At 49.6% G+C, this 26,447-nt stretch carries 26 protein-coding genes and 2 tRNA genes; 22 read left to right on the top strand and 6 right to left on the bottom strand.

What is annotated here, in order from left to right:
• Window positions 1–90: 90 nt before the first annotated feature.
• Window positions 91–717 (bottom strand): superoxide dismutase [Mn], encoded by a 627-nt coding sequence (gene sodA / locus EL216_RS06650; protein ID WP_085390023.1) that lies wholly within the window; start codon window positions 715–717, stop codon window positions 91–93.
• A 172-nt stretch (window positions 718–889) separates the two neighbouring features.
• Between sodA and EL216_RS06645 the strand changes: the two genes are divergently transcribed.
• The 4 genes from EL216_RS06645 (at window position 890) to EL216_RS06630 (ending at window position 7,221) form a co-directional block, all read left to right on the top strand.
• Entirely contained in the window at window positions 890–3,076 is a 2,187-nt protein-coding gene (locus EL216_RS06645) for a UvrD-helicase domain-containing protein (RefSeq protein ID WP_085390024.1), read from the top strand.
• 381 nt (window positions 3,077–3,457) lie between these two features.
• Window positions 3,458–4,801, top strand: a complete 1,344-nt coding sequence (locus tag EL216_RS06640; protein ID WP_085390025.1) for a pentapeptide repeat-containing protein — start codon at window positions 3,458–3,460, stop codon at window positions 4,799–4,801.
• A gap of 501 nt (window positions 4,802–5,302) precedes the next feature.
• A complete protein-coding gene (locus EL216_RS06635; protein WP_085390026.1) occupies window positions 5,303–6,106 on the top strand; it encodes a factor H binding protein domain-containing protein in 804 nt (267 codons plus the stop codon).
• A gap of 260 nt (window positions 6,107–6,366) precedes the next feature.
• A complete protein-coding gene (locus tag EL216_RS06630; protein ID WP_085390027.1) occupies window positions 6,367–7,221 on the top strand; it encodes a mechanosensitive ion channel family protein in 855 nt (284 codons plus the stop codon).
• Window positions 7,222–7,288: 67 nt separating this feature from the next.
• On the opposite strand, the gene EL216_RS06625 is transcribed toward EL216_RS06630, so the two are convergent.
• Together EL216_RS06625 and asd are read right to left on the bottom strand one after the other, a co-directional pair.
• Complete coding sequence (locus EL216_RS06625) at window positions 7,289–9,112, bottom strand: BCCT family transporter (RefSeq protein WP_232005222.1); 1,824 nt, start codon at window positions 9,110–9,112, stop codon at window positions 7,289–7,291.
• Between the two features lie 318 nt (window positions 9,113–9,430).
• Window positions 9,431–10,549, bottom strand: coding sequence for an aspartate-semialdehyde dehydrogenase (asd, locus tag EL216_RS06620; RefSeq protein WP_085390028.1), 1,119 nt, complete (start codon window positions 10,547–10,549; stop codon window positions 9,431–9,433).
• 171 nt (window positions 10,550–10,720) lie between these two features.
• On the opposite strand from asd, the gene EL216_RS06615 reads away from it, so the two are divergent.
• Window positions 10,721–11,338: an RDD family protein gene (locus EL216_RS06615; RefSeq protein ID WP_085390029.1), complete on the top strand. Its 618-nt coding sequence runs from the start codon at window positions 10,721–10,723 to the stop codon at window positions 11,336–11,338.
• A gap of 124 nt (window positions 11,339–11,462) precedes the next feature.
• Here the strand turns inward: EL216_RS06615 and EL216_RS06610 are convergent.
• The 3 genes from EL216_RS06610 to EL216_RS06600 form a co-directional block, all read right to left on the bottom strand.
• Window positions 11,463–11,538 (bottom strand) — tRNA-Ala (locus EL216_RS06610).
• A gap of 6 nt (window positions 11,539–11,544) precedes the next feature.
• Window positions 11,545–11,621 (bottom strand) — tRNA-Met (locus EL216_RS06605).
• Window positions 11,622–11,805: 184 nt separating this feature from the next.
• A complete protein-coding gene (locus EL216_RS06600; protein ID WP_085390030.1) occupies window positions 11,806–12,954 on the bottom strand; it encodes a class I SAM-dependent methyltransferase in 1,149 nt (382 codons plus the stop codon).
• A gap of 319 nt (window positions 12,955–13,273) precedes the next feature.
• Between EL216_RS06600 and mraZ the strand changes: the two genes are divergently transcribed.
• From mraZ to EL216_RS11295, 17 genes are all read left to right on the top strand, one after another.
• Window positions 13,274–13,729, top strand: coding sequence for a division/cell wall cluster transcriptional repressor MraZ (gene mraZ / locus EL216_RS06595; RefSeq protein WP_054600487.1), 456 nt, complete (start codon window positions 13,274–13,276; stop codon window positions 13,727–13,729).
• A complete protein-coding gene (rsmH, locus tag EL216_RS06590; RefSeq protein ID WP_085390031.1) occupies window positions 13,726–14,694 on the top strand; it encodes a 16S rRNA (cytosine(1402)-N(4))-methyltransferase RsmH in 969 nt (322 codons plus the stop codon). The genes mraZ and rsmH overlap by 4 nt, the downstream gene beginning before the upstream one ends.
• A 36-nt stretch (window positions 14,695–14,730) precedes the next feature.
• Complete coding sequence (ftsL, locus tag EL216_RS06585; RefSeq protein ID WP_085355564.1) at window positions 14,731–14,991, top strand: cell division protein FtsL; 261 nt, start codon at window positions 14,731–14,733, stop codon at window positions 14,989–14,991.
• 43 nt (window positions 14,992–15,034) lie between these two features.
• Entirely contained in the window at window positions 15,035–16,786 is a 1,752-nt protein-coding gene (locus tag EL216_RS06580) for a peptidoglycan D,D-transpeptidase FtsI family protein (RefSeq protein WP_054600490.1), read from the top strand.
• Between the two features lie 12 nt (window positions 16,787–16,798).
• On the top strand, window positions 16,799–18,274 hold the full coding sequence (locus EL216_RS06575) for a UDP-N-acetylmuramoyl-L-alanyl-D-glutamate--2,6-diaminopimelate ligase (RefSeq protein WP_085390032.1): 1,476 nt from the start codon (window positions 16,799–16,801) through the stop codon (window positions 18,272–18,274).
• Between the two features lie 89 nt (window positions 18,275–18,363).
• Window positions 18,364–18,882, top strand: coding sequence for a M23 family metallopeptidase (locus EL216_RS06570; protein WP_197720421.1), 519 nt, complete (start codon window positions 18,364–18,366; stop codon window positions 18,880–18,882).
• Between the two features lie 93 nt (window positions 18,883–18,975).
• Window positions 18,976–19,755: a hypothetical protein gene (locus EL216_RS06565; protein ID WP_126300849.1), complete on the top strand. Its 780-nt coding sequence runs from the start codon at window positions 18,976–18,978 to the stop codon at window positions 19,753–19,755.
• An 83-nt stretch (window positions 19,756–19,838) separates the two neighbouring features.
• Window positions 19,839–21,203, top strand: coding sequence for a UDP-N-acetylmuramoyl-tripeptide--D-alanyl-D-alanine ligase (locus EL216_RS06560; protein WP_085390034.1), 1,365 nt, complete (start codon window positions 19,839–19,841; stop codon window positions 21,201–21,203).
• 55 nt (window positions 21,204–21,258) lie between these two features.
• Entirely contained in the window at window positions 21,259–21,702 is a 444-nt protein-coding gene (locus EL216_RS06555; RefSeq protein WP_126300848.1) for a lipoprotein N-acyltransferase Lnb domain-containing protein, read from the top strand.
• On the top strand, window positions 21,699–21,965 hold the full coding sequence (locus EL216_RS06550) for a DNA mismatch repair protein MutS (RefSeq protein WP_085359200.1): 267 nt from the start codon (window positions 21,699–21,701) through the stop codon (window positions 21,963–21,965). The genes EL216_RS06555 and EL216_RS06550 overlap by 4 nt, the downstream gene beginning before the upstream one ends.
• Before the next feature lie 24 nt (window positions 21,966–21,989).
• Window positions 21,990–22,160: a hypothetical protein gene (locus EL216_RS11070; protein ID WP_164713859.1), complete on the top strand. Its 171-nt coding sequence runs from the start codon at window positions 21,990–21,992 to the stop codon at window positions 22,158–22,160.
• Between the two features lie 88 nt (window positions 22,161–22,248).
• On the top strand, window positions 22,249–23,331 hold the full coding sequence (mraY, locus tag EL216_RS06545) for a phospho-N-acetylmuramoyl-pentapeptide-transferase (protein WP_085390036.1): 1,083 nt from the start codon (window positions 22,249–22,251) through the stop codon (window positions 23,329–23,331).
• 16 nt (window positions 23,332–23,347) lie between these two features.
• On the top strand, window positions 23,348–23,845 hold the full coding sequence (locus EL216_RS06540) for a group II truncated hemoglobin (protein ID WP_085390037.1): 498 nt from the start codon (window positions 23,348–23,350) through the stop codon (window positions 23,843–23,845).
• A gap of 79 nt (window positions 23,846–23,924) precedes the next feature.
• On the top strand, window positions 23,925–24,425 hold the full coding sequence (locus tag EL216_RS06535; protein WP_085390038.1) for a hypothetical protein: 501 nt from the start codon (window positions 23,925–23,927) through the stop codon (window positions 24,423–24,425).
• A 41-nt stretch (window positions 24,426–24,466) separates the two neighbouring features.
• Window positions 24,467–25,804 (top strand): UDP-N-acetylmuramoyl-L-alanine--D-glutamate ligase, encoded by a 1,338-nt coding sequence (gene murD / locus EL216_RS06530; RefSeq protein WP_085390039.1) that lies wholly within the window; start codon window positions 24,467–24,469, stop codon window positions 25,802–25,804.
• A 65-nt stretch (window positions 25,805–25,869) separates the two neighbouring features.
• A complete protein-coding gene (locus tag EL216_RS11300) occupies window positions 25,870–26,073 on the top strand; it encodes a hypothetical protein (protein ID WP_107878431.1) in 204 nt (67 codons plus the stop codon).
• A gap of 2 nt (window positions 26,074–26,075) precedes the next feature.
• Window positions 26,076–26,300 carry a L,D-transpeptidase gene (locus tag EL216_RS11295; RefSeq protein WP_331852403.1) on the top strand — a complete coding sequence of 75 codons (225 nt, stop codon included), beginning with the start codon at window positions 26,076–26,078 and terminating at the stop codon, window positions 26,298–26,300.
• The last annotated feature ends 147 nt before the right edge of the window (window positions 26,301–26,447 follow it).

Raw genomic sequence — 26,447 nt, 5'->3', positions numbered from 1 at the left:
GGGCGGAAGCAAATCCACCTTGTGTTTATCAGGTATGCTGGTGTTTTCAGACGGCCTGAGGGTTTGGGCCGCTATCGGTAAACAGTTATTTTAAGACGGCACCTTCTCTTCAAAACGCTTGGCCGCTTCGTCCCAATTCACCACATGCCAGTAAGCTTTGATGTAGTCGGGGCGGCGGTTTTGGTATTTCAGATAATAAGCGTGTTCCCACACGTCCAAACCGATAATCGGCCAGCCTTTGCAGCCCGCTACCGCCTCGCCCATCAGCGGCGTATCCTGATTGGCAGTAGACACCACTTTCAGACGGCCTTCATCCCATACCAGCCAAGCCCAGCCCGAGCCGAAACGGGTGGCAGCGGCTTTTTCGAATTCGGCCTGAAAATTCTCCACCGAGCCGAAATCGCGTTCGATGGCTTCTTTCAGACGGCCTTTCAGCTCCGTACCCTGTTTTAGGTTTTTCCAGAAAAACGTATGGTTGGCATGGCCGCCGGCGTTGTTGCGCAGCGCCGTTTGCTTGTCGGCGGGCAGCTCCGCCAAACGCGCCACCAACTCTTCCGCGGGCAGGGCGGCGAATTCGGGCAGCGATTCCAGCGCGGCGTTGGCGTTGTTCACGTAAGCCTGATGGTGCTTGGTGTGGTGGATATTCATGGTCTGCTCGTCGAAATAAGGTTCGAGCGCATCGTAAGCGTAGCCGAGTTCGGGCAGAGTATAGGCCATATCATTGTCTCCTGTTGGCGGTAAACGGTCTTTACTTAAAACGATATTAATTATTATTCAGTATTGAGGCAAGCGGGAAAAGCCCGAAAAGCAGTAAGGTTTTTTCAGACGGCATCCGGCTTCCCATGTTCCCGGCTGGATTTAGGTACTTCTAAGCCGTACAATCCGCACCATGAATACCGAACTGCTCAAAGGCTTGAATGCCGAACAACTTTCCGCCGTAACTTGGCCGCCGCAATCCGCCCTCGTGCTTGCCGGAGCGGGCAGCGGCAAAACCCGCGTGCTCACCACCCGCATCGCATGGCTGCTGCAAAGCGGCCAAGCAAGCGTGCACAGCATTATGGCCGTTACCTTCACCAACAAAGCCGCCAAAGAAATGCAAACCCGCTTGAGCGCGATGCTGCCCGTTAACGTGCGCGCCATGTGGCTCGGCACTTTCCACGGCCTGTGCCACCGCTTTTTACGCCTGCACCATAAAGATGCAGGGCTGCCTTCCACCTTTCAGATTCTCGACAGCACCGACCAGCTCGCCTTAATCAAACGCCTGCTCAAACAGCTCAACATCGCCGAAGAAATCATCGCCCCGCGCACCTTGCAAGGCTTTATCAACGCCCAAAAAGAAAGCGGCCTGCGCGCCTCCGCCCTGCAAGCTCCCGATCCGCATACCCAGCGCATGATCGAGTGCTATGCCGAATACGACAAAGCGTGCAATCGCGAAGGCGTGGTCGATTTTGCCGAACTGATGCTGCGCAGTTACGAAATCCTGCAAGCCAACGAAATCCTGCGCCGCCATTACCAAAACCGCTTCAACCATATTTTGGTGGACGAATTCCAAGACACCAACAAACTGCAATACGCATGGTTGAAGCTCATCGCAGGCGAACACGCCGCCGTATTTGCCGTGGGCGACGACGACCAATCCATCTACCGCTTCCGCGGCGCACACGTCGGCAACATGACCGCCCTGATGCGCGAGTTTCACATCGACGCACCCATCAAGCTCGAGCAGAACTACCGTTCAGACGGCCACATTCTTACCGCCGCCAACGCCGTGATCGAAAACAACGCCGAACGCCTCGGCAAAAACCTGCGCACCGATGCCGCCGCCGGCGACAAAATCCGCTTTTACTCCGCCCCCATAGATTCCGACGAAGCCCAATTTATCGTAGACGAAGCCAAATCCCTGCAACGCGAAGGCCGCACACTCGACCAAATGGCCGTGCTTTACCGCAGCAACGCCCAATCGCGCATCATCGAACAAGCCCTGTTCCGTGCCGGCATTCCCTACAAAATCTACGGCGGCCTACGCTTCTACGAACGGCAGGAAATCAAACACGCACTCGCCTACCTGCGCCTCTCCGTCAACCCCGACGACGACAACGCCCTCCTGCGCGTTATCAACATGCCCCCGCGCGGCATCGGCACCCGCACCATCGAAAACATCCAAGCCGCAGCCGCCGAACAAGGCATCTCCCTATGGCAGGCCGCCTGCGGCATGGGCGCAAAAGCCGCCAAAGTCGCCGCCTTCGTACGCCTGATAGAAAACCTCCAAGCCCAAGCCCCCAACGTATCCCTGCAAGAAATGATGCTCGGCATCACCCGCGACAGCGGCCTCGTCGAATACTACCAAACCCAAAAAGGCGACCACCAAGACCGTCTCGACAACCTCGACGAACTCGTCAACGCCGCCGTCGCCTTCAGGCCGTCTGAAAGCAACTTCGAAATCCTGCCCGAAAACGCCGCCGAAAACCCGCTCTTCCCCATCCTCGCCTTCTTAAGCAACGCCGCCCTCGAATCCGGCGAAAACCAAGCCGGCGAAGGCGAAGAAGCCCTGCAAATGATGACCGTGCACGCCGCCAAAGGGCTGGAGTTCGACACCGTATTCCTTACCGGCATGGAAGAGGGTCTCTTCCCCAGCGAATACAGCCTCGCCGAACGCGGCGGCCTCGAAGAAGAACGCCGCCTCATGTACGTTGCCATCACCCGCGCCAAAAAACGCCTCTACATCAGCATGTCCCAACAACGCCTGCTGCACGGCCAAACCCACTTCGGCATCGTCTCCCGCTTCGTCGAAGAAATCCCCGAAGACGTGCTGCACCGCCTCTCTCCCCCGCCCAAACGCTTCAACAGCTTCACCGACATGCCCAAAACCAAAAACCGCACCGCCGTCGAACACTACGACCTGCCGCAAGAATACGCAGGCTTCCGCATCGGCCAAAACGTGCGCCATGCCAAATTTGGCACCGGAGTCATCATCGATGCAGTCAACAAAGGCGAATCTGCACGGCTCACCGTCAATTTCGGAAAAGAAGGGATTAAAGAACTGGATACCAAGTTTGCCAAACTGGAGGCCGTCTGAAAAAAGGCCGTCTGAAAAAGGTAGGCAGTTGGGAAGTTTGATGCGCTGTTTTTCAGACGGCCTCAGATGCGAATGATGTAGGTCGGATTCTTGAATCCGACATTGTGGGGCGTTGCGGGAAGTTTGGGCAGATTGTCGGATACGAGTATCGGACCTACGATCAGGAGGCCAGTTTGCCAAATTGGAGGCTGTCTGAAAGAGATATAGGCAGTTGGGAAGTTTGGTGTGCTATTTTCAGACGGCCTCGTTGTTTATTTCAGGTAGGGTGTGTGCCACCGGCACGCACGCAGGCTACTAAATACACTTATGATTTTTTTAGGAAAAACATAGTGATTTGAAAAGCATAGCATGTTTAATTAATTTAAATAAGAAAACTAAATTATGGATACTGAATTTAATACAAATGAATTTACAAAAATTCTTCAAGAGCATAATTTATGGATTAATAGCGGAGGGGAAAAAGGAACACAAGCCGACCTTAGAGGGGCAAATCTTAAAGGTATTAATATTGCGAATGGGAACCTTAAAAAAGCTCTTCTTCGCTCAGCTAATTTTGAAAATGCTTACCTTGAAAAGATTAACCTCGAAGAAGCTGAACTCTTGGGAGCAAATTTTCGCGGAGCTAACCTTCAAGGTGTAAATTTTCAATGGGCTAATTGTGAAGATTCAACTTTTGAAAGAGCCAACCTTCAAAATGCTAATTTCCAAGGAGCATATTTGGGATATGGCAATCTTAGAGAAGCTAATCTTAGAGAAGCAAATTTAGAGGGAGCGTATTTACGAAGTGCTAATCTTGAAGGCGCTAATTTAGGAGCAGCCAACCTTAAAAGAGCAAGTTTTGAATTGGCTAATCTGGAGAGGGCCAATTTGAGAGAAGCCAATCATGAAGGAGCCAATTTTAGGGATGCGCATTTTGGGGCCTCGTTAGGTACAGCTATTGCTTTAGGCATTATTAATTCTGCCGATATATTTCAATTAACACAAAGTATTCATCAATATGAGCTAGTAATTGATGAATTAAATAAACAGCTACAAAATACTCAATATAATGGTAGACAAGTAGAAGAGATAAAGCAAAAGCTAGAAGAAACACTGACTAGTAAGCAGCAAACCGAAGTACAACTGAAACAATTACAAGAGCAAAATGAAAAGTTAAAGGGTGAATTAAACAATCGTATTGGCGATGCTAAAAAATCATTAGAAAATTCTCTGAAAAATACAACCGACCAAATTAACAAAAATGTTGAACTCGCAGAAGAATTCGGAAAAATTGCTAAAGTTATCCTTGCTTTGGTTGCTTTGGGAATATTCCTTATTCCGCTTTATGCTATTTGGAGGCTTGAGCAATTTCCGAAAGAAAGTTGGCATATGGTGTTCTACACCTTCCCCGTGATTGCCATGATTTTGATCGCCACCACCTTATTGCGCCATCAAAAAGCCCTGCTTAACGAAGTCCGCTATTTTTCGATGATGAAGCACCAAATTGAGCTATATAGCGGCTTACTTGAAGCCTCACAACACACAGCTGCAAGTATGGGTGATCCTCAAAAAGCCAACGAATATGTACAGGAAACCTTTACCCAAATCCGCAACCGCTTGCTGTCGGAACAGATACGGCAAGATCATTATCAAATGTCGGAGGGTAAAGAAGAAGACTTGGGTTCGGATAAGATCATCAATCTGCTGGATAAAATTACCAACTTGGCCAACAAAAGGCCATCTTAAAACCGTAGGTCGGGTATCATTGCCCTACTTTACTATTGGATAAGTTTTTTTTCGGTTTGGCGGTAAAAATTACGGAGGTATAAGGCAGATGCAAACCTGCCTTTATCTTTTTTAGACGGCCTTACCAGTTAAATCGCAGTGGTGCAATTTAACCATGCCGGAAGATGTATGGTATTCAATTTACGGCTCTTGAGGGAGCCATTGTGTTTTGCCACATTATTGTGCTGTATGCGTTTTGCCACGCTGTGGCGGGTGTGTTGAATATTTCTAAAAATCTCAAAAAATCAAAATTTTATTTTATTTTGGGTGGATTCGTTATTTGATCCTGCTTAATAAAATACAACATATGCAAAATCTTTACACCCTTCATCTTGTCTATTTTATTTCAAATTCGTACACTTATTAATCATAAAGTTGCATGTTTGTAGGGTTTTGTGGTTGTTCGGAAGTTCGGATACTTGATTTCTATTTAAATCTGACTAACTTTAAGGAAACATTATCATGAAAACGTTTAATTTATTAATTGCAACAAGTATCGCATGTTTGGCGCTTTCTGCCTGCGGTGCGAAGGAAGCTATTGAGTCCATCCGTCCGCCTTCAGGTAAAAATGGCTATCGTGTGATTACAACGCCTGATTTAAGCAGTACTAATACCTATAATGTGAAGCTCAAAATCAACGGTAAAACGTATCAAAGCGGCGACAAAATAGACATTGCTACTTTGCATCAGGATACAGTGCATAACCAATCTTATGAAATGTCTGCTGAAAGAGTGGGAATGCCGGGGTTATTAGAAGAAAAAGGTACGGCACGGATTTATAAGAATAAGTATTCCGTTGTATTGGCCGCACATGTTGAAAAAGAAATACAAAATAATATCAGCAAGGATGTCGATAAATCCAAAGTACTTGCCATACAAGGGGAAGCTACTGAGTTGGCCAAACTACCTACACGCGGAAGTTTCCTTTATGCAGGCCAAGCGTTTACAGGGAAAAATGATACTGGTAGGCTGATTTACAATGTTGATTTTGATCGTATGGAAGGTTCGGGTACGATCAGTGGTTTAGGGGGATACAATAGCATTTCCTTAGAAAAGGGCAAGATTAAAGGGTTTAATCCTAATGGAACCTTTGGCGGTAAAGCAGGTATTGAAGGTAAAGCCAGTTATGGTAATTCTTCTGGTTCATATAAATTGGGCTTTTTCGGACCGAAGGCAGAGGAAATTGCCGGTCAAGCAGGGCTTAAGATCGGAGATAAAGACGTGAATATAGGCTTCGGCGGCAGAAAACAACCGGGTTCCAAATAACTTTGCTCGGGCCGTCTAAATACGTGTAGGGTAGGTTACAATAAGGTATCGTCCGCCTCCGGTATAAACGTTTTGTAATCGGTTTGTTTCCTGCTGTTGTTTTCAGACGGCCTACTTTGATTTGATATTTCTGTTTTTATTGTGCTGTTGTACAGACGGTTGCTGGTTTCTCTACCGGTTGTTCGTAATACGGTTTCGGCGGTTTTCATCAGATGGCGGTATAACCGCCTGATTCCTAAAGTGAAACGGATTGCAGAGCCATGTGGGAAACCATCAACCATTATCTTTATAACGGCCCGGTAAAGGCGGAAATCATTGAGTCAGTGTTGATGATTGCCGGTGTTTTGCTGTTGCGCGGAGTGGTGTTGCAAATGCATTTCCGCAGCCACCCGCAAATGGAGATTGAAGACAAGCGCCGTTGGGTGGTGGCCAGCCGTAATATCACATTGATTATGGTGGTTTTCGGTTTAGCAATCATTTGGGCAGCGCAAATCCAAACGTTGGCGTTGTCGATGTTTGCGGTAGCCGCTGCAATCGTACTGGCAACGAAAGAGCTGATTATGTGTTTGTCAGGTAGCTTGTTGCGGGCGACAACTAATCAGTATTCGGTGGGAGATTATATTGAAGTGGGTGGCCTGCGCGGGCGGGTTGTCGACATCAATATGCTTAACACCTTGATGATGCAGGTAGGACCTAATCTGTTGATTGGGCAGTTAAGCGGTAAAACGGTTTCTTTCCCCAACAGCCTGTTGCTGTCTTATTCGGTGCAGCGGGATAATATTTTGGGTATGTATGTAATCCACACATTTGAGATTCCGGTGCCGCTTCATTTGGATTCGGACGAAATCGTGCCGCCGCTGCAAGTGTTGCTTGATCGTTTATGTGCCCCTTATATCCCTTCTGTTGAGCGGCACTTGGAAGAGGTACAAACGCAGAAGTTGTTTATTACGCCGGCTGCCCAACCGCGCATCAGCCGTGTGCCACATGATGATAAAACCTATACGGTTGTGGTGCGGTTTGCTGCACCTGTGGCGAAACGGCTGGAAATCCAACAGGCTTTGCTGGATGAGTTTATCCGTATACAGCACAGGTTGTTGAAAGCAGTAGGAATGTAAATTTGATTACAAAAAAGGCCGTCTGAAAAAATATTTTCAGACGGCCTTTTATATTTTTGCCATGTTGTCAGATATCTTCGGAATCGGTATCGCCGCTACTCTGGCGCTGTTCTTCATATACTGCTTTTTGTGCCAATACCGAACCCTCGGGAGCTTGCGATGTTTCGCCGTATTCCCACGGTGCGTTGTCGGGCAATTCTTCAATATGGATGGTTTTAAGTGAGTAGTCGGGTTGGTAATACAGGTCATATTTTGCGGCTTTAATGATGGAAAGCATCATCATGCTCATAATCACCAGTAACGGTGCGCCGGAGAAAATGGAGGCCGTCTGAAGAGTATCGAGGTCACCGATAAACATCAGTGCGGCAGGCATAAAACAAAGTGTGAATGCCCAGAAAAGGCGGTTCCAGCGGTGTGGCTCGCCGTCCACTTCGTTCTGTACTACCGAAGCGAGAATATAGGAAATACTGTCGAAAGTGGTGGCGGTAAAAATTACGGCGAGCAGGGTAAACACGGCAATCGCCAGCGGTGCGGCGGGCAGGGTGTTTAGAACGGCAAAAATAGTGGCGGTTGCGCCTTTTTCGTTGAGTATGGCAACCACATCCAGTGCGTCGGAAAGCTGGAGGTAAAGGCCGTAGTTTCCTAAAATGATAAAGAATACGGCACAGCCGAGCGAGCCGTAAAACATCGAGCCTATGGTCATCTGGCGGATGGTTCTCCCTTTTGATATTTTGGCGATAAACAATCCGATAGTAGGGGCATAAACCAGCCACCACGCCCAATAGAATATTGTCCAGTCTTTTGGAAAACCAGTGTTTTTGAAGCCGTGATGCCCAAACCGGCCGAACGATTCCGTCCATGTCATCATGCTGAACATTTGTGTGAGCGAACGGCCGAGGCTTTCTAAGCCTGTGTTCAGGATGAATACAGTCGGACCGGTAACCAAGACGAAAACCAGAAAGGCAATAGCCAGATAAAAGTTGATATTGGATAAAAACTGGATACCGCTCCGTAAGCCTTGATAGGCGCTGTATGCAAAAATCATGGTAGTAACCAGCAATACTGCCAGCTGCATAGTCAGGCTGTTGGGAGTGCTGAACAATTCATACAGCCCCTCTGTAATCATCGGTGATGCCAAGCCCAAAGTGGTTGCCCCACCACCTATCATGCCGAATACGAAAAATACATCAATCAGTTTGCCCCAATTACTTTTGGCAAATTTTTCTCCTGTGAGTGGCATAAGGCTTTGGCTGACTTTCAACACAGGAGAGTTGCGCACGTGGGCGAAATAGGCGATGGCGATTGCAGGAACAAGGTAAATCGCCCATGCTACCGGTCCCCAGTGAAAGAGACCGTAAGTGCTGGCCCAACGCACGGCTTCGGGGGAAGCGGGTTTGATGCCGAACGGCGGGCCTTGATAATAATAAGCCCATTCCAACATGCCCCAATACAGGATACTGGCACCGATACCGCCGCAAAACATCATTGCCGCCCACGAGCCTGTTTTGAACTCGATTTCATCTTCGGGTTTGCCGAGTTTGATGTTGCCGATGTCAGAAAACGAAATATAAGTAACAAAGATAAAAGCCAATACGCCGAAAGCCAGATAACCTACGCCGAATGTATCGGTAACAAATGCTTTGGTTGCCGCAACCCAGTCTGCGCCTTGCACAGGAAAAATGATCAGCGGCAGAGTTATACCGAAAAGCAGTACCAATACGCTGAAAAAAGTGAATTTGTCGATACGGGTGTCGGGCATTCCCGATGTGCTGTGGGGTTGGAAGTTTTTATCAGCATCAAATGTACCTAAATGCCGGAAAGACATACGGCGGTCGGCGGGTTTATAGCGGAAATGGATCGATTCGTGGTTGTTTTGGTTTTGAACAGACAATGTTTTACTCCTTAACCAGACTTTAAAAAGTAATGTTTCGTGAGCAGCATGTCGGTTGTTATTGTTTTTTATTGTGGTTAGTTATTATTGATTGAATAATCTTTTGTGAAGATATATAAGTAATTTGTACGGGCAGTTTATTATAGCATATTTATATCCTATTGATTTTTTTAGAAATATTTAAATAAAAGCGTTCATTTTTACATTGGCAGGTTATACGCATATACAGAGGCCGTCTGAAATCTTTTTTCAGACGGCCTCTGTAAAAAAGCAACGGCAAAATACCGTTGCTTCGGAGCAAACCTGTTTAAGCAGACCTTAGTCCAAATTACCCAAAACAATCCGCAACATGCGGCGCAGCGGTTCGGCAGCGCCCCACAAAAGCTGGTCGCCTACGGTAAATGCGCTGATGTATTCGCCGCCCATCCCCAGTTTACGGATACGGCCCACAGGTACGCTTAATGTGCCGGTTACTTTGGCGGGGGTTAGCTCGGTCATGCTGGCTTCTTTTTGGTTGGGGATAACTTTCACCCAATCATTTGCTTCGGCCAGCAGTTTTTCGATTTCTTCCAACGGCAGGTTTTTAGTGAGCTTCAGTGTAATGGCTTGGCTGTGGCAGCGCATCGCGCCTACGCGCACGCACAGGCCGTCGATAACGATAGGGTTGCTGCTGCGTCCAAGAATTTTGTTGGTTTCCACGCCGCCTTTCCATTCTTCTTTCGATTGGCCGTTGCCTAAATCGGCATCAATCCACGGAATCAGGCTACCTGCCAACGGTACGCCGAAATTGGCTTTGGGATAGTTGTCGCTGCGCAGAAAATCGGATACTTTGCGGTCGATATCGAGAATCGCGCCGGCGGGGTCGGCCACTTCGGCTTTGACTTCGTTATGGATGGCTCCCATGCCTTCGATCAGCTCGCACATGTTTTTGGCTCCTGCGCCGGATGCGGCTTGGTAAGTCATGCTGGTGGCCCATTCAACCAAGCCGTTTTGGAACAAACCGCCCAAAGCCATCAGCATCAGCGATACGGTGCAGTTGCCGCCGATATAGTTTTTCACACCGTTTTTCAGGGCGTTGTCGATAACGTTGCGGTTAACGGGGTCGAGGATAATCACGGCATCGTCATCCATACGCAGGGCCGAAGCCGCATCAATCCAATAGCCGTTCCAGCCGCTCTCGCGCAAGGGTTTAAACACGGCTTTGGTATAATCACCGCCCTGACAGGTAACGATAACATCCATCTTTGCCAACTCACTGATATCATTGGCATCCAGCAGGGTTTTGGCTGCTTGGCCGAAATCGGGAGCAGTGCCGCCTACATTGGAGGTGGTGAAAAACACAGCTTCTGGAATATGTGTAAAATCATTTTCTTCCTGCATGCGCTGCATCAGCACTGAGCCGACCATGCCACGCCAGCCGACGAATCCTACTTTCATTATTGTTTGCTCCTTTGAAAAATTGTTTACAAAACGGTGAGTAATGATGAAGATAGCGTTTTAACGCCGAGGGGCATAAATGTAAAGGTTTTTTTGTGGTATTTTGATAAAAAATGGAATAAATACCGGAAGTAAGATCGGATTCGGATAACATTAAAACGGAGTGTATAAATGAACGAAATCAATACAAACGACGTGCAAATGCCGCCGCCGGCAGAAGTGGAAGTTGAAATTGCCTCGGCAGGCCGCCGTATCGGAGCCTATTTGCTGAATGTTTTATTTTCGGTTTTGGCTTATCTGCCACTTATCGGCGGTATTTTCTCATCAGTGAGCGACGGCTATGTAAAACGGTCAAGCGGCATGGAAAATTTGGAGAACCTATCTGTTGAAAACATCAATTTTATGTGGGTGTTTGGCGGGTTGCTGGTATTACTGGCTTATGTAGTGATACAAATTTGGTATATGAGCCGGGATGGCCAATCTCTCGGTAAGAAAGTATTGAATATCCGGTTGCTGAAAACCGACGGCAGCAATCCGGGTTTCTGGGGCGCTGTCTTGCTGAGGGAAGTGGCGTTCAATATTATGCTGACCATCGGTGCTTTGATTGCAGGCTATCTGCTTGCCTTGCTTTTCGGCAGCGGGGGAGAAATCGCAGATGTGATTGCCAATGTTATATCGCTTATCGTTTGGTTGGTTTGCTTCGTGATGTTGTTCAACCGCTCGAAAGACCGCCGCACATTGCAGGATTATCTGGCTGATACTGTGGTGGTGCGTTTGCCGAAACGTTAAATAAATTGCAGGGAAAGTGGCTGCGAAAGCGGAGGCCGTCTGAAAACCTTTTCAGATGGCCTCTAAAGAGTTGGTTATAAAAAAACAAAAAGACTTGGTTTTATACCAAGTCTTTTTTGTTCTATGGTGGAGGTAAGCGGGATCGAACCGCTGACCTCTTGCATGCCATGCAAGCGCTCTACCAACTGAGCTATACCCCCGAAATTTGGTGGCGAATCAGGGACTCGAACCCCGGACACAAGGATTATGATTCCTCTGCTCTAACCGACTGAGCTAATTCGCCGTTTCGTGAAAGCGTGATTATACGTTTTTTTTGCGGTCAAGCAACTGATTTACAGCCTTTCTTTTTTTTTTATTTGATTTTTATGGGAAAAAAATATCAGTGAACCGTAGATGTAAAGGCCGTCTGAATCATCTTTAATAAGTGCCGGAATGGCCGTAACAATGTTTTCAGACGGCCTGCTGCATCATAATTTGTGGCAGATGTCGCCAAACATAAAGCCTTGCCACTCAACATCAATATTTCGACCGAATGCGATAACTTTGAATAATTCCCCCATTTCGTGTTGCCCGAGCAATTTGTGTACGGCGGCAGTTTCACGAATGTATTCGGGTGAGCCGGCAGGTGTGGACTGTGCCAGCAGATCGGTTATGCCTAAATTCATCAGGAAATGAGCTTGCGTGGTGTAGCCGATTAAATCCAAACCCGCATTGGTGCCCGCTTGTGCCGTATCGGTAAAGTTAACATGGGCGGTTAGGTCGGTAAGGCCGATATGGAAAAACGGGTCGTGTACGGTGTGGTGGCGGTAGTGGCCGATGAATGTACCCATGTGCCGTTGCGGGTGGTAATACTGGTCGGCATCGAAACCGTAATCGATAAAAATCATGGCGCCGCGCACGAGTTTTTCAGCAAGGGTGCGAATAAAAGCGTGTTGGGTGGGGTGCAATTCGCTGGTGTATGGCTCGGGCGCGGGGAAGTATTCGGCGGCGGCTTTGAGCAGTTCTTCTTGCACCAGAGGGCGGACGGTTTGGATAAATGATTGGTTTTCTAAGGACACGCCCATCTGCCAAAAGCTGCTGTGTTCGCGTTTAACGATTTCGCAAGGCATGGCATCCAGCACTTCGTTACCGATAATGATGCCGTCGAGCTGCTTGGGAAGTTCGGTAAGGTGGATAACTTTTTCGACAGCATGGGGGGCTTTTTTCAGAATGCGCTGTTTTTGCCGTTCGGCTAATTCATTCGATATTTCAATAATGTAGTAGTTGCTAAGGCCGTCTGAAAGCTGTTGCAGCAGCGTTGCGGCCAACTCGCCCGTGCCTGCGCCGAATTCGTAGATGTTGCCTGCGGTTTGCGGCAATAAGGAGGTTAATTGGCGGGCTAAGGTTTGGCCGAATAAGGGGGATAAGGTGGGTGCGGTAATGAAGTCGCCGGCGGCTCCGATTTTGTGTGCGCCGCCGGTGTAATAGCCGTAGTGAGGGGCATAAAGTGCTAGCTTCATGAAACGGGAAAAAGGAATGAAGTTACCGTTTTGGCGTATTTCTTCTGCAATCAGGTTTTGCAGGGCTTGGGAGGAGGCTGCGGCTGTTGCGGAGGGGGTGGGCAATTGCAGATTCATTAGTGTTAGATAATGTAAATTTTATATGAGTACGGCCATATTATAACGTAGATTGAAACAGTATGTTTTTTATGATTTTTTACTAAATATAGTATTTAGTGTAATTGAACTACACCATATGTAGTATTTTATGCATATGGGGAAGTGGAGAAGGCGGGCATACGGCTGTTTTTTTGAGGTGTAAGTGGTTGTCTGTACATTTGTTTTTGCCAAAAAGCCGATTTGACCGTATCTGCAAAATTTCATATAGTGTGGGCATGTGGGGCAATGTGTGTCAAAGTGTCTGATTTGCCCGATTTTAGCGGCGGAGTGGGATAAAGTGTTTGGTGGCGTTCACGAGTTGAGCATAGACAGCAAAGGGCGGTTGGCGATTCCTGCCAAGTTCCGCGAGCTTTTGCTGCGCCATTACACACCGGCAGTAGTGGCAACGCTGGATTCGCGCAGCCGCCTGCTGATTTATCCCGAGCCAGAATGGGGCAAGGTTGCGGAGCAGTTGTTGTCGTTGAAGGTGGCGGGCAACCCGACTTTGCAGCGCTACCAAAATCTGCTGCTGCACAATGCCGATACGTTGGAACTGGATACCGCCGGCCGTGTGCTGTTGCCTGCCAATTTGCGCCGCCGTGTGGATTTCGATAAAGAAGTAACATTGGTCGGCCGCGCCAACCGCTTGGAGCTGTGGGGTCGCGAACATTGGGAGGCCGAGATGAATCAGGCTTTGGATATTGACCCCGACGAGCTGGCCTTCCAATTAAGCCAAACGGATTTACAGCTGTGAGTATTTGTGAACCTTTACAGCATGTAACCGTGCTGCTGCATGAAGCGGTTGACGCTTTGAATATCCGTCCGAACGGTATTTATGTGGACGGCACGTTCGGCAGGGGAGGGCATTCCCGCCTGATTTTGTCGAAGTTGGGCGAAGAAGGCCGATTGGTGGTTTTCGACAAAGACCCGCAGGCCATTGAGGTGGCAAACGAATTGGCGTCGCAAGACAAACGCGTGAGCGTGGTGCACAACGGCTTTGCTACTTTTCAGACGGCCTTAGACGAACTGGGCATTGAGAAAATCGACGGCGCATTGTTTGACTTGGGCATTTCGTCGCCGCAGATAGACGAAGCGGAGCGCGGATTCAGTTTCCGTTTCGATGCGCCGCTGGATATGCGTATGGACCCCACGAGAGGAATGTCGGCGGCGGAATGGATTGCCGCAGCCGACGAACAGGAATTGCACGAGGTAATTAAGAATTATGGTGAAGAGCGGTTTAGTCGCCAAATTGCGCGCGCCATTGTTTCGCAACGCGAAACGGCACCCATCGATACAACCCGCAAGCTGGCGCAGCTCGTGGCGCAAAACGTCCGTACTCGTGAGCGCGGTCAAGATCCGGCGACCCGGACGTTCCAAGCCGTTCGGATTTTCATCAACCGTGAGCTTGAAGAAGTAAAAGAAGTTTTGCCGCAGGTTACAGGCCGTCTGAAAGAGGGCGGCAGGCTGGCTGTGATTGCGTTTCATTCGCTGGAAGACCGCATTGTGAAGCAGTTTGTCAAGCAGTATTCGCAGCCTCCGCAGCTGCCGCGTTGGGCGGCGGTGAAAGAAGCCGATTTGCCGCAGCCGCCTTTGAAAGCGGTGGGCAAGGCGGTTAAGCCAAGCGAAGAAGAAACCGCCGCCAATCCGCGCGCACGTTCGGCCGTATTGCGTGTGGCCGAGCGCACAAGCGGCAAGTTTGAAGTACAACAGGCCGTCTGAAAAGGCAGATGCAGTCGGAAGGCCGTCTGAAAAAATATGAATAAATTGAATGTGATTTTGCTGGTGTTGGCGTTGTTGTCGGGTTTGGCGGTGGTTACCGTGCAAGACCAGTCGCGCCAATACTACATTTCGCTGGATAAGGCGCAAAAGCATGAAATCCAGCTTGAACAGGATTATGCGCGTTTGAAGCTTGAGCAGGCCAAGTTGTCGAATCATAAATTGATTAAAGAAGCAGCCCAAAAACAAAAATTACAGCCTCCGAGCGCAGCAGACACCCGCATGATTGAAATGAAGTAAATAACAGCACGGCAAGTTGCTGAAATAAAAAAGAGAAGTTGCTATGTTAATCAAAAACGAATATAAGCCGCAGATGCTGTCTAAGCAGCCGAAGGCAAAAAAACCCGTTTCTACCAACGGGCGGATTGCGTTTGTGCTGGGCGGATTGGCATTGGCTTTTGCGGCATTGGTGGGCAGAGGCGTGTATCTGCAAACCACCCAACATGAATTTCTGAAAAATCAGGGCGACCAACGTTTCGTGCGTACCATCACCCTGCCCGCGTCGCGCGGCACGATTACCGACCGCAACGGCGCAACGCTGGCTTTGAGCGCACCCACCGAATCGCTGTATGCCGTGCCCTCCGGCATGGATATCCAACCGACCGGCGAGCAATTGGCCAAACTTTCCGCCTTAATCGGCGTGCCGGTTGAAACCATCGAAGCGCGTTTGGCGAAGAAAGACAAAGACTTTATTTATCTGAAACGCCAATTGAGCAAAGAAACCGCTGATAAAGTGGCCGCTTTGGGCATTAAAGGTTTGGCGTTCCAAAAAGAATCCAAACGCCATTACCCGATGGGCAACCTTTTTGCCCATGTGATCGGCTTTACCAATATCGACGGCAAAGGCCAAGAAGGTTTGGAGCTGGCGCGCGAAGACGATTTGCACGGCAAAAACGGTGCCAAAGTGGTGCTGCGCGACAATAAAGGCAATATCGTCGACAGCCTCGATTCTCCGCGCAACCGCGATCCGCAAAACGGCCACGATATGGTGATGTCGCTCGACCAACGCATCCAAACGCTGGCCTACGACGAGCTGAACAAAGCCGTTGACCACCACCGTGCCAAAGCGGGCAGCGCCATTGTGTTGGACGCGCAAACCGGTGAGATTTTGGCGTTGGTCAACAGCCCCGCCTACGACCCGAACAATCCGGGCGAAGCGGGCAGCGAACAGCGCCGCAACCGCGCCGTTACCGATATGATCGAGCCGGGTTCGACCATGAAACCGTTCCCGATAGCCAAAGCCTTGGATGCCGGCAAGGTAAACGTGAACACCCTTCTCAACACCCATCCTTACAAAATCGGCCCTGCCACCGTGCGCGACACCCATGTGTATCCTTCATTGGACGTGCGCGGCGTGATGCAGAAATCTTCCAACGTCGGCACCAGTAAGCTGTCGGCCATGTTCAAGCCTGAAGAAATGTACACGTTTTATCAGAGCTTGGGCGTAGGCCAGCGCATGCATTCGGGCTTCCCCGGCGAAACTCCCGGCTTGTTGCGTAAGTGGCAAAATTGGAAACCGATCGAGCAGGCCACCATGTCGTTCGGCTACGGTTTGCAGTTGAGCCTGCTGCAACTGGCGCGCGCCTATACCGCCTTAACCAACGACGGCGAACTGCTGCCGGTGAGCTTTGAAAAACAAGTGGCTCCGCCCAAAGGCGTGCAGATTATCAAACCCGAAACCGCCCGTGCGGTGCGTAACATCATGGTTTCCGTTACCGAAAAAGGCGGCACCGGCACTATGGGTGCGGTGGACGGCTTTGATGTCGGCGCGAAAACCGGTACCGCGCGCAAACTGGTTAACGGTCGTTATGCCAGCGACAAACACGTTGCCACCTTCATCGGTTTCGCCCCCGCAGACAAACCGCGCGTGATTGTGGCGGTAACTGTGGACGAACCGACGGCCAACGGTTACTACGGCGGCGTGGTGGCAGGCCCCGTGTTCAAAGGCATCATGAGCGGCAGCCTGAATATTCTCGGCGTATCGCCTACCAAACCCTTAAAAGATGTACCCGTTCAGACGGCCTCCAAAAATTAAAGAGTAAACAATATGTTCAGCGACTTAGTTCCTTTAGCTGAAACCGACTTACCGCCCTTGCTGTGTGAAAACGCAGCAGGGCGTTTGTTGCATTCAGACAGCCGAAAAATCAAACAAGGAGACATTTTCATTGCCTGTCAGGGCGAATACACCGACGGGCGCGAGTATATCCCCGCCGCCGTTGCCAACGGCGCGGCTTTTGTTTTTTGGGACGACGACGGCAAATTCGTGTGGAATCCCGAATGGAACGTGCCCAATCAAGGCATTAAAAACCTGAAAACCCGCGCCGGAATCGTAGCCGCCCAAGTGTACGACAATCTTTCAGACGGCCTCAAAGTGTGGGGCGTAACCGGCACCAACGGCAAAACCTCCGTTACCCAATGGCTGGCGCAAGCAGCGGATTTGCTGGATGAAAAATGCGCCATCATCGGCACCGTCGGCAACGGCTTTTGGGGCGAATTGCAGGAAGCCACCCACACCACGCCCGACCCCGTTTCCGTGCAAACCCTGCTGCACCAGTTCAAACAGCAAGGCGCAAAAGCCGTAGCGATGGAAGTGTCCAGCCACGGCCTCGACCAATTCCGCGTTAACGGCGTGCCTTTTCAGACGGCCGTGTTCACCAACCTCACCCGCGACCATCTCGACTACCACGGCAGCATGGAATCCTACGGCGAAATCAAATCCCGCCTGTTTTACTGGCAAGGTTTGCAACACGCCGTGATTAATGTGGACGACCCGTTCGGCGCAGAACTGGCAGGCCGTCTGAAAACAGAACGCCCCGAATTAAACGTATACGGCTACGGCTTTGCAGAACAGGCCGACATCCGCATCACCCGATTTACCGCCTCTTCAGACGGCATGACCGTGCAGCTCGACACCCCGTGGGGCAGCGGCGAAGTCAAAACCCGCCTGCTTGGTCGCTTCAACGCCCAAAATCTCGCCTCATGCGTCGGCGTATTGTGTTCGGCAGGCTACCCGTTGGCCGAAGTATTGCGCGTGCTTGCCCAAATCTGCCCCGCCACCGGCCGTATGGACTGCATCATGAACACCGGCAAACCGTTGGTTGTCGTCGATTACGCCCACACCCCCGATGCCCTCGAAAAAGCGCTTGCCACCTTGCAGGAAATCAAACCGCAAGGCGCAAACCTGTGGTGCGTGTTCGGCTGCGGCGGCAACCGCGACAAAGGCAAACGCCCGCTGATGGGCGCGGCAGCCGTGGCCGGCGCAGATAAAGTCGTCGTAACCAGCGACAACCCGCGCATGGAAGAACCGGCCGACATCATCAACGACATCCTCCCCGCCGTGCCCCAACCCGAACACGTCGAAACAGACCGCCGCACGGCCATCGAATACGCGGTTAAACACGCCGCCGCCAACGACATCATCCTGATTGCCGGCAAAGGCCACGAAACCTATCAGGATGTGCAGGGTCAGAAACACTATTTTTCCGATTTCGACGAAGCGCAAAAGGCTTTGGCGGGAAGATAGTTTTGGAAAAGCTCACAAAGTTTGCTTTCAGACGGCCTCTTCCTAGCTAGCAGGCCGTCTGAATGGCAAGAAAGGATGTTAACCACGTGATGTTGAAATATACAGGCAAGATATTGTGCGTTATCGGCTTAATCTTTCTATGGGGTTGCCAAACAAAACACACCGCACGCCCCACCCAAGAATTAGCCGCACTCAGAGCCATGCCCGCGCCCACCGAGCAAAGCCTGATCAACCCGGTAAAAGGCCACTCCTTCGACGACAGTTGGCATGCACCGCGTAGCGGCGGCCGCAAACACGAAGGTGTGGATATTTTCGCCAAAACGGGCACGCCGGTACGCAGCACCACCGCAGGCATCGTGACCAAACTCGGCAAAAACCGCTTGGGCGGCAAAGTGATCGGCATACAAGGCCCGGGCGCGTGGCATTATTACGCCCATTTGGACAAATTCGCCAACCGCCAACTCTACCGCCGCGTGAAAGCGGGCGAAGTGATCGGCTATGTCGGTAAAACCGGCAATGCTAAAAACACCCGCCCGCATCTGCATTACGGTGTTTATTTGCCAAGCGGTGCGGTGAATCCTTATCCGTTGATTGATCAGAGTAGATAAGGAAAAGCTTGAGTCAATCAAGGCAATGTTTGGAAAACAAAAAATGAAGTAATTTAATCAAAATATAACAAGAATATTAAGGGGTAAATGTTGATGGATAGCTTACAAGCGATGTTGGTAAAGCGGTATGTTGAAATTCTAAATAAAGCGGAATATCAAGATTTACTGCGAAAAACAGGCTGTAAAGAAAGCGGGTTTTCTAATGTCCATTTGGGTTCCGTTCCTGAAAATTATGAAATTGCAGAACATAAAATTTTAATTGTGGGAAGGGAAACAAGAGGGTGGTTGAAAGGCAAACAGTTTGATGGTTATTGTGCCGAAAATGTTGAGTATTCCATGTGTCGCAGCCAGCATTGGGTTAAAGAAAATTTAACAGGCAAATTGAAGAGAGGTACCAGAGGATCGACGTTTTTTAATTTTGTAAGAAAAGTTGCGAAACGAAGTGGTTATGACGGCATATTGTGGGCAAACATTTTTGCTATCGACTATAAAAAGAGTCATCCGAAATATTCGGATATGTTTGAAGAGATAAAAAAGCTTTCGCGCGAGTTATTGTGTGCACAAATAGATATTTTAAAACCCGATATCATTCTTTTTGTTTCCGGTAATGGCGGTATTAAAGCGCGTCGTGAATATTTCCCAAATTTAGTTGGGTCGGGGGAAAGTATAGATGGAATTGAAAAAAGCCTTTTGGAAAGATTCTTTTTTCAGGATGGTAATTATCAAAAAATAGCATGCTATCGCGCACCACATCCTTCCACAAGAAAACTACACGGCAAAAGAGCCTTGAAAAAACTTATCGAATTACTTCCTGTGCAGATGCCTGAGCATGAGAGAAACAAAAGTAATCAAAATAGCCATGAAGATCGTTGATGCAAAATACTGTATGAAGCAGTCCAAATAATTAACAGGCCGTCTGAAAAATACGCCTGTCTGAAAAAGAAAACAGAAACAACATGAAACCCTTAGACCTAAACTTCATCTGCCAAACCCTAAACCTACCGATGCCGTCTGATAACCAAACCGTCAAACGCATCGTTACCGACAGCCGCGATATTCAAAGCGGCGATGTCTTTTTCGCACTGGCGGGCGAACGCTTCGACGCGCATGATTTTGTGGCAGACGTATTGGCAAAAGGCGCGCTTGCCGCCGTGGTGTCGCGCGAAGATTGCGCCGCTCTGCCGGGTGCGTTGAAAGTGGCCGATACGCTCAAAGCCCTGCAAGATTTGGCGCGCTCGTGGCGGGAAAATATCAACCCGTTTGTGTTCGGCATCACCGGTTCGTCCGGCAAAACCACCGTCAAAGAAATGCTGGCCGCCGTGTTGCGCCACCGTTTCGGCGAAGAAGCCGTGTTGGCGACGGCGGGCAATTTCAACAACCATATCGGCCTGCCGCTCACTCTGCTCAAGCTCACGCCCGCGCACCGCTATGCCGTGATTGAAATGGGTATGAACCACTTCGGCGAATTGGCCGAGCTTACCCGCATTGCCAAGCCCGATGTGGCTTTGGTCAACAACGCCCTGCGCGCCCATGTCGGCTGCGGTTTCGACGGCGTGGGCGATATTGCCAAAGCCAAAAGCGAGATTTATCAAGGGCTGGATTCAGACGGCCTCGCCCTGATTCCCTGCCAAGACCCGAATGCCGCTGTTTTCCAAGCCGCAACACAAGGCTTGAAATGCCAAACTTTCGGCACGGAAGAGGGCGGTATCCGCGCGGAAAATATCGTGTTGAACCCGCTTTCCTGCGAATTTGATTTGGTGTGCGGCAACCGGCGCGCCGCCGTCAAACTGCCCGTACCCGGCAAACACAACGTCCACAACGCCGTGGCCGCCGCCGCGCTCGCCCAAGCAGCCGGATTGAGCCTGCAAGAAATTTCAGACGGCCTCGCCGGTTTTGCCAACATCAAAGGCCGTCTGAATATAAAAAAAGGCATCAAAGGCGCAACCGTGCTCGACGACACCTACAACGCCAACCCCGACAGTATGAAAGCCGCCATCGACGTGCTCGCCCAACTCTCCGCCCCGCGCGTGTTCGTGATGGGCGATATGGGCGAACTCGGCGAAGACGAAGCCGCCGCCATGCACGCCGAAGTGGGCGCATACGCCCGCAGCAAAGGCATCGAAGCGGCCTATTTTGTCGGTAACGACAGCGCGCACGCGGCGGAAACCTTCGGCGGCAACGGCCTGTGGTTCGCCGACAAAGACCCGCTGATTCAAGTGCTGGCACACGATTTGCCGCAAGGGGCAAATGTGTTGGTAAAAGGCTCGCGCTTTATGAAGATGGAGGAAGTGGTGGAGGCGTTGGTTAATGAGAGTAAATAAGAAGTAAGCAATTTTAGTTATTTATCACTTTGATTATATTTACGCATGGAGTGTTTTGTGGAAGAAACTGTCGAAAATCTTAGTTAGTGATTCAAGTTTGCGGCATATGGGTTCTCAATTTGGACATGTTGCAGTTGATATTGACGGAACTGTTTATGGAAGAGCGGTCAGAGCTTGGGATGTCGACCACAAGGTAAACTATGTACTTAGGCAACAATCAAGAATGCATAGAGATACTTGGGGCTATACTTTGGCTGCTACTAAGGAAGAGAAAAATGCAATTTTAAGAGAGATACAAAAGCAGAGAAAAGATAATAAACCATACAATTTGATTAATAATAGTTGTTCTTCTGCTATGGCAAATGTATTTGGTGTAACCGATATTCTTATAGTGGATCCTCGTTGGAGCTTAGGTGGAATGCTTTCTCCTTCAGACATAATGGATGGCTTAAATAAATCTCCTCGAGTAATTAAAAGAAGGATTTATCCTAAAAAATGAAAAAATATTTTTGCATGATATTTTTCCTGTTGGGTGCGTGCCATTCACAAGAAATCAAAGTAAAAGCGTTAAGAGACGTACATGGATATAACAGTACAGATGCGGCTTACAGCCTTGTGGATTTTGTTATTCCCAAAGGAAGTATCTGTTTTTTAGGTAATGAAAAATATGGAAAAACCGATCGGTTTGTCGAAATCCGTTGTGAAAACGGTTTAACAGGGCTGATTATCGAAGATGAAGCTTTTATGCCTTTGGATGAATAGGTAATTAAATTCAAAATCTTAAATATGAACAAAATACTCAAAACCATTATTTTCCTCGCCGCTCTGGTGGCCGCTTTTTACGCAGGCATGAAATTCCAAGCCTATGTTTATGATGATTTATGCCTGGATTTGGGCGGCGGCAAGCAGCCCGGCGGTTATCCGATATGCGTGATTGAACATAAAACCGATCAATAAAATGCCTGCTGTAAACGGATTCGATCATGTTTGAAGCCTTTTCAGACGGCCTGATGAATAAAAACACAAATAAAAAGGAAATACTTCCATGCTTTTATGGCTAGCCCACTTCAGCGACTGGATTTCTGCGCTGAATATTTTCCAATACACTACATTCCGCGCCGTGATGGCGGCATTAACCGCATTGGCATTCTCGCTATTGCTCGGCCCGTGGACCATCCGCAAGCTCACCGAACTGAAAGTCGGGCAGGCCGTGCGCCACGACGGGCCGCAAACCCATCTGATTAAAACCGGCACGCCTACGATGGGCGGTTCGCTGATTCTGACGGCGATTACCGTGTCGACCTTGCTGTGGGGTAATTTGGGCAATCTGTATATTTGGATTTTATTGATGGTGCTGCTGGCTACCGGTGCGCTGGGTTTTTACGACGACTGGCGTAAGGTGGTTTATAAAGACCCGAACGGCGTGTCGGCACGGTTCAAAATGGTGTGGCAGTCGGGCGTAGCATTGGCGGCGGGTTTGCTGCTGTTTTATGTGGCACAAAATTCGGCCAACAATATTCTGATTGTGCCTTTCTTCAAACAAGTCGCCTTGCCGCTGGGCGTGATCGGCTTTGTGGTGTTGGCTTATCTCACCATCGTCGGCACGTCCAACGCCGTGAACCTTACCGACGGCTTGGACGGCTTGGCCGCTTTCCCCGTGGTGCTGGTGGCGGGCGGTTTGGCGATTTTTGCCTACGCCAGCGGCCACTCCGAATTTGCCGCCTATTTGCAGCAGCCGTATGTGGCAGGCGCGAACGAAGTGGTGATTTTCTGCGCGGCCATGTGCGGCGCATGTTTGGGCTTTTTGTGGTTCAACGCCTACCCCGCGCAAGTGTTTATGGGCGACGTGGGTGCGCTGGCTTTGGGCGCGGCACTCGGCACCGTGGCCGTGATTATCCGCCAAGAGTTCGTGCTGGTGATTATGGGCGGCCTGTTTGTGGTGGAAGCCATTTCGGTGATGCTGCAAGTGAGCTGGTACAAACGCACGAAAAAACGCATTTTCCTGATGGCACCGATTCACCACCATTACGAACAAAAAGGCTGGAAAGAAACGCAGGTGGTGGTGCGCTTTTGGATTATTACCATCGTGTTGGTGTTGATTGGTTTGAGTACGCTGAAGGTGCGTTGAGGCCGTCTGAAAAAATATGACACAACAAACCCTCTACAACTTATTGGGCGGCGAAGCGGGCGTGCAGGAATTGACCGACCGCTTCTATGATTTGATGGACTTGGAGCCGCAATACACCGAACTGCGTGAACAACACGGCGAAACGCTGGATTATGCCCGCGAACGACTGTTTCAATTTTTAAGCGGCTGGCTCGGCGGCCCGCTGCTGTACGAACAGGCGAACGGCCATCCGCGCTTGCGCCAGCGGCATTTTCCTTTTGCCGTAAGCATGAACACGCGCAACCAATGGATCGCCTGTTTCGCCCAAGCCTTGAAGGAATTGTCGGTCAAACCCGAATGGGCACAACCGCTGCTGCTGCGCCTGTTTGTGTTGGCCGACTGGATGCGCAATCAAAACGAACCGGAATACGCCCCGCCCATGCCGCCGATGGCGGGGAATCCTGAAGATAGGCTGGCGGAGTTGGTAGCGGTGTTGAAGGTATTTGGGGTGGCAGGATTTTTTGAGGCCGTCTGAAAAAATGGAATAAACATTTAGAAGCAAGTTTTTTTAAGTTAAGCATTTAGATTTAAATGATCAAAGGGAGATTTAAATAATGTCTGATGTACACGACCACAATACTATTATTATCAAATGGCAAGGACCATATAACTATAGTGAAATAGAGGCTTTAAAAGATAAGGGTAATGGTCTTTATTTGGCATCTGGGAAAGTTAAGTATCAACGAGAAGATAGCTTTATTCAATATTGCGGAATCACTGAGGGTAGTTTTTTTAATCGTTTAAAGAAACATCATAAAATTTGGGAAATTAACCGTGAGCAGGAGTTTTGGTTAGGAGAACTACTGGTTCCTAATGCAACTAAACATTTCTTAGAAATGGCAGAAAAATTAATTATTTATTTTTGGCAGCCTAATTTAAATAATAGAAAAAAAGTTTTGTTGCCGAAGTCAACAACTGTAATCAATTATTGGTTTAAAAAAGATGGTTCTCCTCGAAAAAATCAAATGAATATTTATCGTGAATTACCTGATGTTTTATCTTGGGATGGCAAACATTGGAGAACTGGTAATTTATCAGTATATGAGGATTATTAAATTTAAAAATTTTTCAAGTTATTGAATATTTGAAGATAAAAATGAACTGGCAAAACAAAAAAATCCTAGTCGCCGGCTTGGGCGGCACGGGTGTTTCGATGATTGCGTTTTTGCAGCGGCAGGGCGCGCAGGTGGTGGCTTATGATGCCTGTCTGAAAACCGAACGCGAGGCGGAATTGAAGCAGCGGTTTAACGGCTTAAGCTGCTATACAGGCCGTCTGAACGATGCTTTGGTACACGGCTTTGATATTCTTGCCCTCAGCCCCGGCATCAGTGAGCGTACGCCCGAAATCGAGGCGTTCAAACAAAGCGGCGGCGTGGTGTTGGGCGACGTGGAAATTCTGGCGCACGAGTTGAAAGGCAAAAGCGACAAAATCATCGCCATCACCGGCAGCAACGGCAAAACCACCGTAACCAGTTTGGTCGGTTATTTGTGCGAAAAATGCGGGCTGGGCACCGTGGTGGCGGGCAATATCGGCACACCCGTGTTGGAAGCCTATATGCAGCGCGGCGGTAAAGCGGCGGACGTGTGGGTGCTCGAGTTATCTAGCTTCCAGCTTGAAAATACCGACCATCTTGCCGCTGATGCTGCGGTGGTGCTGAATATTTCCGAAGATCATCTCGACCGCTACGACGACCTGCTCGACTATGCTCACGCCAAAGACAAAATCTTCCGCGGCAACGGCGTGCAGGTGCTCAATGCCGACGACGCGATGTGCCGTGCCATGAAACGCCCGAACCGCGACATCAAATGGTTTTCGTTGGAAGGGCAGGCCGATTATTGGGCGGATGTTCAGGCAGGCCGTCTGAAAGCCGGTGCAAACGATTTGTTGGACACCGCCGCCATTCCCCTGCAAGGCTTGCACAACGCGGCAAACGGGTTGGCGGCTTTGGCTTTGTGCGAAGCTATCGGCCTGCCGCGAACCGAATTGCTGCAACACATTCAAACCTTTAAAGGCTTGCCGCACCGCGTGGAAAAAGTCGGCGAGAAAAACGGCATCACGTTTATCGACGACAGCAAAGGCACCAATGTCGGTGCCACCGCCGCCGCCATTGCCGGTTTGCAAAGCCCACTGGTGTTGATTGCGGGCGGGCAGGGCAAAGGGCAGGACTTTACGCCCCTGCGTGCCGCGCTGCACAACAAAGCCCGCGCCGTGCTGCTGATCGGTGAAGATGCGCCGCTTATCCGCCGCGATTTAACAGGCTGCGGTGTGGACTTGATTGACTGCGCATCGCTGGAAGAAGCCGTTCAGACGGCCTACAAGCTGGCGCACAGCGGCGACATCGTTTTACTCAGCCCGGCTTGCGCGAGCTTCGATATGTTCAAAGGCTATGCGCATCGGGCGCAGGTGTTTGTTGAGGCGTTTGAGGCGTTGTAGTCAAGCCGTCTGAAAAGCATCACTGTGAAACCGAATTTTATTTTTCAGACGGCTTTGAGCAGAATATGAACCGACATAAAAAATGGCAACGCCGCCTCTTCGCTACGATATGCCTGTTGGCCGCGGTGCTCGATGCAGCACTGTTTTTGCTGAAACCGCCGGAGGTATCGGAAGGCGCGGCGGAATCCAAACCCGAAGCGGTTAGCAGCAAACCGCTGCCGCCTGAAGCCGTGATAGACCGATCGGTGGTTTATCAAGAAAAACGCTAGAGATGGCGTATCATGACGGCCGATTGATGAAAATCTATCCGGTATCGTCGGGTTTCAATTCCGTCGGCTGTAAGAGGTTTGAAGGCGGTAAAACGCCCGAAGGCATTTACCGGATTAACAAATGTAACCTTCCGCTGCCTTGCAAGGCAAACCATCGGGGGACTGATGAAAATCTACGGCCTGCCGCCGGGTTGTTATCGGCCCTCGACATTGCTGTGATTGGGTAGACAGCCGTAACGCTGTTACCGATGAAGAAATTGACAAACTTTACCGAAGCGGTACACATAACGCTGAAATCAATATTAAATCCAATTTAACCTGTAAGTTTTTTCAGACGGCCTACTTGACGGGGCCGTCTGAAAACATGAAGCAAC

The sequence above is a fragment of the Neisseria animaloris genome (assembly GCF_900637855.1).
GTDB lineage: Bacteria > Pseudomonadota > Gammaproteobacteria > Burkholderiales > Neisseriaceae > Neisseria > Neisseria animaloris.
The sequence above is the reverse complement of the archived record's forward strand: the minus strand, read 5'-3'. Positions and strand labels throughout refer to the sequence as shown.

What these genes read in the sequence shown, in the direction of transcription:
- EL216_RS06565 (WP_126300849.1), top strand. Translation starts at nt 18,976, where the DNA reads ATGGATAGCTTACAAGCGATGTTGGTAAAGCGGTATGTTGAAATTCTA.
- EL216_RS06640 (WP_085390025.1), top strand. Translation starts at nt 3,458, where the DNA reads ATGGATACTGAATTTAATACAAATGAATTTACAAAAATTCTTCAAGAG.
- ftsL (WP_085355564.1), top strand. Translation starts at nt 14,731, where the DNA reads ATGAATAAATTGAATGTGATTTTGCTGGTGTTGGCGTTGTTGTCGGGT.
- asd (WP_085390028.1), bottom strand. Translation starts at nt 10,549, where the DNA reads ATGAAAGTAGGATTCGTCGGCTGGCGTGGCATGGTCGGCTCAGTGCTG.
- EL216_RS06535 (WP_085390038.1), top strand. Translation starts at nt 23,925, where the DNA reads ATGTCTGATGTACACGACCACAATACTATTATTATCAAATGGCAAGGA.
- EL216_RS06580 (WP_054600490.1), top strand. Translation starts at nt 15,035, where the DNA reads ATGTTAATCAAAAACGAATATAAGCCGCAGATGCTGTCTAAGCAGCCG.
- EL216_RS06615 (WP_085390029.1), top strand. Translation starts at nt 10,721, where the DNA reads ATGAACGAAATCAATACAAACGACGTGCAAATGCCGCCGCCGGCAGAA.
- EL216_RS06560 (WP_085390034.1), top strand. Translation starts at nt 19,839, where the DNA reads ATGAAACCCTTAGACCTAAACTTCATCTGCCAAACCCTAAACCTACCG.
- EL216_RS06600 (WP_085390030.1), bottom strand. Translation starts at nt 12,954, where the DNA reads ATGAATCTGCAATTGCCCACCCCCTCCGCAACAGCCGCAGCCTCCTCC.
- EL216_RS06645 (WP_085390024.1), top strand. Translation starts at nt 890, where the DNA reads ATGAATACCGAACTGCTCAAAGGCTTGAATGCCGAACAACTTTCCGCC.
- EL216_RS06575 (WP_085390032.1), top strand. Translation starts at nt 16,799, where the DNA reads ATGTTCAGCGACTTAGTTCCTTTAGCTGAAACCGACTTACCGCCCTTG.
- EL216_RS11295 (WP_331852403.1), top strand. Translation starts at nt 26,076, where the DNA reads ATGGCGTATCATGACGGCCGATTGATGAAAATCTATCCGGTATCGTCG.
- EL216_RS11300 (WP_107878431.1), top strand. Translation starts at nt 25,870, where the DNA reads ATGAACCGACATAAAAAATGGCAACGCCGCCTCTTCGCTACGATATGC.
- EL216_RS06630 (WP_085390027.1), top strand. Translation starts at nt 6,367, where the DNA reads ATGTGGGAAACCATCAACCATTATCTTTATAACGGCCCGGTAAAGGCG.
- EL216_RS11070 (WP_164713859.1), top strand. Translation starts at nt 21,990, where the DNA reads ATGAACAAAATACTCAAAACCATTATTTTCCTCGCCGCTCTGGTGGCC.
- EL216_RS06570 (WP_197720421.1), top strand. Translation starts at nt 18,364, where the DNA reads ATGTTGAAATATACAGGCAAGATATTGTGCGTTATCGGCTTAATCTTT.
- EL216_RS06550 (WP_085359200.1), top strand. Translation starts at nt 21,699, where the DNA reads ATGAAAAAATATTTTTGCATGATATTTTTCCTGTTGGGTGCGTGCCAT.
- EL216_RS06635 (WP_085390026.1), top strand. Translation starts at nt 5,303, where the DNA reads ATGAAAACGTTTAATTTATTAATTGCAACAAGTATCGCATGTTTGGCG.
- murD (WP_085390039.1), top strand. Translation starts at nt 24,467, where the DNA reads ATGAACTGGCAAAACAAAAAAATCCTAGTCGCCGGCTTGGGCGGCACG.
- sodA (WP_085390023.1), bottom strand. Translation starts at nt 717, where the DNA reads ATGGCCTATACTCTGCCCGAACTCGGCTACGCTTACGATGCGCTCGAA.
- EL216_RS06540 (WP_085390037.1), top strand. Translation starts at nt 23,348, where the DNA reads ATGACACAACAAACCCTCTACAACTTATTGGGCGGCGAAGCGGGCGTG.
- mraY (WP_085390036.1), top strand. Translation starts at nt 22,249, where the DNA reads ATGCTTTTATGGCTAGCCCACTTCAGCGACTGGATTTCTGCGCTGAAT.